Source organism: Amycolatopsis echigonensis (assembly GCF_014174495.1).
Classification (GTDB): Bacteria; Actinomycetota; Actinomycetes; order Mycobacteriales; family Pseudonocardiaceae; genus Amycolatopsis; species Amycolatopsis echigonensis.
The window spans coordinates 41,105-49,346 of sequence record NZ_JACJHR010000068.1 but is presented as its reverse complement, the minus strand read 5'-3'; the positions used below and the strand labels follow the sequence as shown (position 1 = coordinate 49,346).

At 68.5% G+C, this 8,242-nt stretch carries 7 protein-coding genes; 4 read left to right on the top strand and 3 right to left on the bottom strand.

What is annotated here, in order from left to right; translation table 11 throughout:
* Positions 1–248: 248 nt before the first annotated feature.
* Both H5411_RS34570 and H5411_RS34565 read right to left on the bottom strand, forming a co-directional pair.
* Positions 249–1,316: a HAMP domain-containing sensor histidine kinase gene (locus H5411_RS34570; RefSeq protein ID WP_101434290.1), complete on the bottom strand. Its 1,068-nt coding sequence runs from the start codon at positions 1,314–1,316 to the stop codon at positions 249–251.
* Positions 1,313–1,984: a response regulator transcription factor gene (locus tag H5411_RS34565; protein WP_037714914.1), complete on the bottom strand. Its 672-nt coding sequence runs from the start codon at positions 1,982–1,984 to the stop codon at positions 1,313–1,315. Before H5411_RS34565 ends, H5411_RS34570 begins: the two co-directional genes overlap by 4 nt.
* A gap of 250 nt (positions 1,985–2,234) precedes the next feature.
* Between H5411_RS34565 and H5411_RS34560 the strand changes: the two genes are divergently transcribed.
* From H5411_RS34560 to H5411_RS34545, 4 genes are all read left to right on the top strand, one after another.
* Positions 2,235–3,731 (top strand): NCS1 family nucleobase:cation symporter-1, encoded by a 1,497-nt coding sequence (locus H5411_RS34560; protein WP_416333228.1) that lies wholly within the window; start codon positions 2,235–2,237, stop codon positions 3,729–3,731.
* Positions 3,724–4,566, top strand: a complete 843-nt coding sequence (locus H5411_RS34555; RefSeq protein WP_101434288.1) for a nitrilase-related carbon-nitrogen hydrolase — start codon at positions 3,724–3,726, stop codon at positions 4,564–4,566. Before H5411_RS34560 ends, H5411_RS34555 begins: the two co-directional genes overlap by 8 nt.
* On the top strand, positions 4,566–5,948 hold the full coding sequence (gene hydA, locus H5411_RS34550) for a dihydropyrimidinase (protein ID WP_183126220.1): 1,383 nt from the start codon (positions 4,566–4,568) through the stop codon (positions 5,946–5,948). The genes H5411_RS34555 and hydA overlap by 1 nt, the downstream gene beginning before the upstream one ends.
* A gap of 62 nt (positions 5,949–6,010) precedes the next feature.
* Positions 6,011–7,009, top strand: a complete 999-nt coding sequence (locus tag H5411_RS34545) for a TIGR03842 family LLM class F420-dependent oxidoreductase (RefSeq protein ID WP_101434286.1) — start codon at positions 6,011–6,013, stop codon at positions 7,007–7,009.
* Here H5411_RS34545 and H5411_RS34540 read toward each other — a convergent pair whose 3' ends face one another.
* A complete protein-coding gene (locus H5411_RS34540) occupies positions 7,010–8,242 on the bottom strand; it encodes a serine hydrolase domain-containing protein (RefSeq protein ID WP_101434285.1) in 1,233 nt (410 codons plus the stop codon).

Below are 8,242 nucleotides of genomic sequence, written 5' to 3'. Positions count from 1 at the left end.
CAGGGAATCAGATTCCGTCAGGGTTCCCCTCACGGACTTCCGTAGGCACCCTTCCCCGGGACCAAGCCGCCGCCTCCCGGCGAGGCAACAGGCCCTCGCGTAGACGGCGTCCCCGGAATCGGCCGCCGTCTACGCGGCACCCAAATCAACGACCGCCGGGCCCGAAGCCGTCAAACAGCCACCGCCACCAACCCCCGGCAACCCCCGGCAACCCCCACCAGCCTCATCCGGCGCGCCCAAGCCCACCGTCAAGCAGGCAGTGTCACCCGGATCCGGCACCCCGGCCCGCCGCCGCCAGTCGCGGGACCGCCGGGCACTGCTGCGACCGGCTCCGGGTCGACCACCGCGATCGTTCCGCCGTGCAGTTCCACCACCCATCGCGCGATCGCCAGCCCCAGTCCGGTCCCGCCGCCTCCGGCGCGTTCTCCTCGGGTGAAGCGTTCGAACACCCGGTCCCGGTCGGGTTCCGGGATGCCCGGCCCCTGGTCGTGCACCTCGATCCGCGCTTCTCCGGCCTCGATCCGCGCCAGCACCGCCACTTCTCCCCCGGCCGGGCCGTGCCGGGCGGCGTTCTCCAGCAGATTCAGCACGACCTGGTACAGCCGCTCGCGGTCAGCGGGCACCGTCGCGCCCGGCGGGGACACCGACACCGCGAACCGGACCCCTCGACCGGCCGCGGCGGCCATTGCTTCCGCTTCGGAGGCGACCTCGGCGAGCAGGTCTTCCAGGTCAACCGGCGTTCGGTCCAGCGGCAGAGTCCCGGCGTCGATCTGCGACAGGTCCAGCAGTTCGGTGACCAGCCGGCCCAGGCGTTCGGTCTGGTGCAAAGCCGTGCGGAGCGTCGCGGGGTCCGGCGAGGCGACGCCGTCCACCAGGTTCTCCAGTACGGCGTTCAGCGCGGTGATCGGCGTGCGCAGTTCGTGCGAGACGTTCGCGATCAGCTCCCGGCGCTGGCGGTCCGCGGTGGACAGGTCGGCGGCCATCTGGTTGAACGCCGCGGCCAGCGAGCCGACCTCGTCGCGGGCGGTCGCGCGGATCCGGCGGGTGTAGTCGCCTTTCGCCATCGCCCGCGCGGCGGCCGTCATCTCGCGCAGCGGCCGGGTCATGCCGTGCGCCAGAACCTGCGACGTCAGCAACGCGATCGCCACCGCGGTCACCGTCGTCCGCGGCGGCAGCCAGCCGATCTGGACCCGGAAGAACGCGAACGCGATCCCGCCGGACGCGACCATCAGAATCGCCAGTTTCAGCTTGATCGACCGGATCCCGTCCAGCGGTCTCGGCAGAAAATCAACCGCCTTCGCGAAAAACGGCTTCACGCGGGCACCTCCAGCGCGTACCCGACCCCGTGCACCGTCCGGATCAAGTCGGCCCCGAGCTTCCGCCGCAACGCCTTGATGTGGCTGTCCACCGCCCGGGTGCCGGCTCCGGTCGCCTGCACGTCCCAGTCCCACACCTCGCTGAGCAGCCGTTCCCGCGGCTGCACCGCGCGCGGCCGGCGCGCGAAATGCACCAGGAGGTCGAATTCGATCGGCGTCAGCTGGGCGGGTTCGCCCCCTCGGCGAACCCGCCGTTCCGCGATGTCGATCTCCAGATCCCCCAGCACGATCCGCTCTTCCGCCGCGGCCGACGAACGCTCCACCCGGCGCAGCAACGCCTGGATCCGCGCGGACAGCACCCGCATCGAAAACGGCTTCGTGAGGTAGTCGTCCGCGCCGACGCCGAGGCCCACCAGCAGATCGGTCTCGTCGGCGCGGGCGGTGAGCATCAGCACCGGCACCGGCCGGCGCGCCTGGATCCGGCGACAGACCTCGAGGCCGTCGAAACCGGGCAGCATCACGTCGAGAACCACCAGGTCGGGACTGGTCGCCGCCTCCGCCTCGACCGCCGCGGGGCCGTCGTGCGCGACCGTCACGGAGAACCCTTCCGCGCTCAGCCGGGCGTCGATCGACGCGGCGATGGTGAGGTCGTCCTCGACGACCAGCACCCGTCTTCCCCCGTTGTCCATGCCGCCGACTTTAAGCAATCGCCGTGGAGGCCATCCGGGTGAGATGTGGAGATCCGGTGGAGATGTTTCGGCCGTTTTGCCCCGGGATGACGACCAGGTTGTGACGCAGGTCATGCACTCCGGCGCGGTTCGGCGCAATCGACAGACTGCGCCGAGGGCACCGCAACAGTGAACAGACTGTCTCTGCCCCCGGCCCCCGCCCGGCGCGCAGGATTCCGCAATGGAGCCGATGACACGTGAGCACAGCCGGGTGGACCTCGGCGACGTGCGGGCGCTGCGAGGCAGCCGGTTCTTCAACGACGAACTGGCCCCGGTCCCGGTCGAGAAGCGGACCTGGACGACTTACAACTATTTCGCGCTGTGGATGGGCATGGCGCACAACATCCCGTCGTACGCACTGGCCGCGTCGCTGATCGCGCTCGGCATGAACTGGCTGCAAGCGCTGATCACGATCACCATCGGCAACTTGATCGTGCTCGCGCCGATGCTGCTCAACAGCCACGCCGGCACCAAATACGGCATCCCCTTCCCGGTGTTCGCCCGCGCGTTCTACGGCCTGCGCGGCGCGAACCTCGCCGCGCTGCTGCGCGCGTTCATCGCGTGCGGCTGGTTCGGCATCCAGACCTGGGTGGGCGGCGAGGCGATCTACGTGATCGTCGGGCGGCTCGCCGGATCCGGCTGGCGCGATTCGGCGGTGATCGGCGGGCAGCACTGGACGCTGTGGCTGTCGTTCGCGGTGTTCTGGGTGGTCCAGATGCTGATCATCTGGCGCGGCATGGAAGCCGTCCGCAAGTTCGAGAACTGGACCGCGCCGCTGGTGTCGGTCGGCTTCCTGATCCTGCTCGGCTACGTGCTGGTGAAGGCGGGCGGCTTCGGCCCGATCCTGCACGACAACGGGAAACTCGGCTGGGGGCCGGGCTTCTGGAAGGTGTTCGCGCCGTCGCTGATGGCGATGATCGCGTTCTGGTCGACGCTGTCGCTGAACATGCCGGACTTCACCCGCTTCGGAGGCAGCCAGCGCAAGCAGATGCGCGGGCAGATCCTCGGGCTGCCGACGACGATGACGTTCATCGCGATCGTCGCCATCCTCACCACGTCCGGCGGGCACGTGCTCTACGGGCAGGACATCTGGGACCCGGCGCAACTGGCGGACAAGTTCTCCAGCCCGATCGTGGTGGTCGTCGCGCTGATCGCGCTGGTGCTGGCGACGATCTCGGCCAACCTGGCGGCGAACGTCGTCAGCCCGTCCTACGATTTCTCCAACGCCTTCCCGAAGCGGATCACCTTCGCCCTCGGCGGGCTGATCACCGGCGTGATCGGCGTCCTGATCCAGCCGTGGCGGCTCTACTCCGACCCGAGCATCTACATTTTCGCCTGGCTCGGCTTCTACGGCGGGCTGCTCGGCGCGGTCGCCGGGGTGCTCGTCGCCGGGTACTGGGCGGTGAAACGGACCCGGCTGAAGCTGGCCGATCTCTACCTGCCGAGCGGCGAGTACTGGTTCACCGCGGGCTGGCACTGGCGCGCACTCGTCGCGACCCTGATCGGCGCGGTGCTCGCGGTCGGCGGCGCCTACGGCGGGCCGTTCCCGGCGGACGGGCTGATTCCCGTCCTGAAGCCTTTGTACGACTACAACTGGGTAATGGGCTTTGTCGGCGCCTTCGTCGCCTATGTCCTGCTCAACCTTCCCCTGAACGCGCACCGGAACGAGGAGGAAACCAGTGTCTGACACGGTCCGAGCCGGCTTGATCCAGCAGCGGTGGACAGGCGACAAGGAATCGATGATCGCGAACGCGGTCGACGCCATCGGCAAGGCGGCTTCGCAGGGCGCGCAGGTGGTGTGCCTGCAGGAACTGTTCTACGGCCCCTATTTCTGCCAGGTGCAGGACGCGGACTTCTATTCCTACACCGAGGCGATCCCGGACGGCCCCACCACGAAACTCATGCAGGAGGTCGCCGAACGGCACGGCGTGGTCCTCGTGGTGCCGATGTACGAACAGGAACAGCCGGGCGTCTACTACAACACCGCGGCGGTGATCGACGCCGACGGGAAATACCTCGGAATGCACCGCAAAAACCACATTCCGCAGGTGAAGGGGTTCTGGGAGAAGTTCTACTTCAAGCCGGGCAACCTCGGCTATCCGGTCTTCGACACCGCGGTCGGCCGGATCGGCGTGTACATCTGCTACGAACGGCACTTCCCCGAAGGCTGGCGCGCGCTCGGGCTGGCCGGAGCGCAGATCGTGTTCAACCCTTCGGCGACGAGCCGCGGACTGTCGGAGTACCTGTGGCGGCTGGAGCAGCCAGCGGCCGCGGTGGCGAACGAGTACTACGTGGGCACGATCAACCGCGTCGGCGTAGAACCATTGGGCGACAACGACTTCTACGGCCAATCGTACTTTGTGGACCCGCGCGGGCAGCTCGTCGGCGAGGCAGCCTCGGACACCGAGGAGGAGATCGTCGTCCGCGATCTCGACATGGGCAAGCTCGCCGAGGTCCGCGACCTGTGGCAGTTCTACCGCGACCGTCGCCCGGACACCTACGGCCCGCTCGCGGAGGCCTGATGACTACCCTTATCCAAGGCGGGCAAGTCGTTTCGCCGTCCGGCGCGGTCACCGCCGACGTGCTGGTGGACGGCGAAACCATCGCGGCCGTCGGCGCGCCCGGCACGCTGACCGGTGACGAAACGATCGACGCGACCGGCAAGTACGTGCTGCCCGGCGGAATCGACGCGCACACGCACATGGAAATGCCGTTCGGCGGCACGCATTCCGTCGATACCTTCGAGACCGGCACCATCGCCGCCGCGTGGGGCGGAACGACGACGATCATCGACTTCGCCGTGCAGGCCAAGGGAACCTCGCTGTTGTCCACCCTGGACAAATGGCATTCCAAAGCGGACGGCAACTGCGCGATCGACTACGGGTTCCACATGATCATGTCGGACGTCAACGACGCCACGCTCAAGGAAATGCGGGCGTGCGTCGACGGCGGCGTCGGCAGTTTCAAGATGTTCATGGCCTACCCGGGCGTTTTCTATTCCACCGACGGGGAAATCCTGCGCGCCATGCAGCAGGCGCGCGAGATCGGCGCGACGATCATGATGCACGCGGAAAACGGCATCGCGATCGACGAGCTGGCCGCGCAGGCGGTCGCCGCCGGACACACCGACCCGGTGCAGCACGGCCTCACCCGCCCGCCCGAACTGGAAGGCGAGGCGACCTCGCGGGCGATCCGGCTCGCCCAGGTGACCGGATCACCGCTGTACATCGTGCACCTGTCGGCTTCCCAGGCGCTCGCCGCGGTCGCCGAGGCGCGGGACAACGGGCAGAACGTCTTCGCCGAGACCTGCCCGCAGTATCTCTACCTGTCCATTGAAGACCTGGCCAAGCCGGATTTCGAGGGTGCCAAGTTCGTGGCTTCGCCGCCGTTGCGGGAGAAATCGCATCAGGCGGACCTGTGGCGAGGCCTGCGGACGAACGATCTGTCCGTCGTTTCGACCGACCATTGCCCGTTCTGTTTCAAGGACCAGAAAGAGCTGGGGCGCGGCGACTTCCGGGCGATCCCGAACGGGATGCCGGGCGTCGAGCACCGGATGGACCTGCTGCACCAGGGCGTCGTCGCGGGCGAGATCTCGCTGGGCCGCTGGGTCGAGACGTGCTCGGCGACGCCCGCGCGGATGTTCGGGCTGTATCCGCGCAAGGGGGTCATCGCGGCGGGATCGGACGCGGACATCGTGGTGTACGACCCTTCCGCACAGCAGACGCTGTCCGCGGAAACGCACCACATGAACGTGGATTACTCGGCGTACGAAGGGTTTTCGCTCACCGGGAAGGTCCACACTGTCCTGTCGCGCGGTCGTGTCGTGGTGTCGCCGGACGGATTCCACGGCAGCCCGGGGCACGGCAAGTTCCTTTCTCGCGAGCTCAATCAGTACCTGAATTGAGGGCGAAAGAACACCGCGCGGCGACGCCGCTCGGTTGAGGCGGCGGAGGGGAAGAAGGTCGGATGGATTTCGGGATCGTGCTGCAGACCGACCCGCCGGCGGCGGAGGTCGTGCGGATGATGAAGGCCGCCGAGGACGCCGGGTTCCGGTACGGCTGGACGTTCGACTCGTGCGTGCTGTGGCAGGAACCGTTCGTGATCTACTCGCGGATCCTCGAAGCGACGTCCGCGCTGGTCGTGGGGCCGATGGTGACCAGCCCGGGCACACGCGACTGGTCGGTGATGGCGTCGACCTTCGCGACGCTCAACGACATGTTCGGCAACCGCACGGTGTGCGGCATCGGCCGCGGCGACTCCGCGCACCGGGTGGTCGGCCGTCCGCCGTCCACTTTGGCCACGGTGCGCGAATGCATGCGCGTGGTCAAGGATCTCGCCGAGGGCCGCGAGGTCACGATGAACGACACCGCGGTCCGCATCCCCTGGATCCGCGGCGGGCGGCTGGAAATGTGGATGGCCGGGTACGGCCCGAAGGCGCTGCAGACCGTCGGCGAACACGCGGACGGCTTCATCCTGCAATGCGCCGACCCGGCGATCGCCCGCTGGACGATCAGCGCGGTCCGGGACGCCGCGCGCGCCGCGGGCCGCGATCCGGGCGGGATCACGATCTGCGTCGCGGCCCCGGCGTACGTCGGCGAAGACCTGGCGCACCAACGGGAACAGCTGAGATGGTTCGGCGGAATGGTGGGCAATCACGTCGCGGACCTGGTGTCCCGGTACGGCTCGTCCGGCCCGGTGCCGCACGAGCTGACCGACTACATCCGCGAGCGCGAAGGCTACGACTACTCCCACCACGGCCGCGCCGGGAACCCGTCGACCGCGTTCGTCCCGGACGAGATCGTCGACCGGTTCTGCCTCCTCGGCCCGGCGCAAGCGCACATCGCGCGGCTGGAGGAATTGACGGAACTCGGCGTGGACCAGTTCGCGCTGTACCTGATGCACGACGAGCGGGAGGAGACGATGGCCGCGTACGGGTCGCAGGTGATTCCGAAGCTGACCGCCTGATCAGTCCACCATCGCCTGATACACCAACTGCCGCAGCTGCTGCCGGATCGGATGGGTCGACGACGGCAGCAGCTGCGTGTAGAACGCCACCGTCAAGTCCTCGTCCGGATCCACCCAGAACGCCGTCGACGCGGCCCCGCCCCACGCGTATTCGCCGGGCGTGGACAGGGTTTTCGCCTTCACCGAGTCGATCAGGACCGAGAAGCCCAGCCCGAATCCGTACCCGTCGAAAGGCATCTCCGCGAACAGCGGGCGGCCGTACGCCTCCAGGTCCACATGGCCCGGCAGGTGGTTGGCCGTCATCAGGTCCACCGTGCGCGGGCTCAGCACCCGCACGCCGTCGAGCTCTCCGCGGCGCAGCAGCATCTGCGTCAACCGGTGGTAGTCCGCCGCCGTGGAGACCAGGCCGCCGCCGCCCGAAAGGCATGCTGGACGCGACGTGCCCGTCGCACCGAAGGCGTCGTTGCGAACGAGCTTTTTCGTCCGTGGAGCGGGCAGGTACAGCGCCGCCAACCGGTCGGTGTCCGAGGTCCAGAACCCGGTGTCGGCCATGCCCAGCGGACCGAAGATCCGCTCGGCGAACACCTCGTCGAGCGGCTTCCCCGCGAGCACCTCGACCAGCCGGCCGAGGACGTCGGTGGCCACCGAGTAGTTCCACTCCGCACCCGGCTGGAACACGAGCGGGAACTGCGCCCACGCCTTGGTGCACTCGGCCAGGTCCAGCCCCGGCGGCGTGCCCCACTCGTACCCGCCGGCGCGGTAGATCGCGTCGACCGGATGCGTGTGGTGGAAGCCGTAGGTCAGGCCCGCGGTGTGCGAAAGCAGGTGCCACAACCGGATCGGCTCGGTCGCCGGCTCGGTGACCGGAGCCAGCGCCGACCCCTTCACGTACACCCGCGGCTCGGCGAACTCCGGCAGCCATCGCGAGATCGGGTCGGTGAGGTCGATCAGGCCTTCCTCGACGAACGTCATCGCCGCCACCGAGGTGATCGGCTTCGTCATCGAGTACATCCGCCAGATCGTGTCGGTCTCGACCGGGGCGCCGGCCTCGACGTCCCGCGCGCCGTGCGACGCGACGTGCACGATCCGGCCGTGCCTGCTCACCACCGCGAGGAAGCCCGGCAGCAAACCGTCCTCGACGTAGCGGGCGAAATGCCGGTCGATCCGCCGCAGCCGTGCCCCGTCGAAACCCGCGTCGGCCGGATCGGCCTCCACCTTCACCTCGGTCGCCAT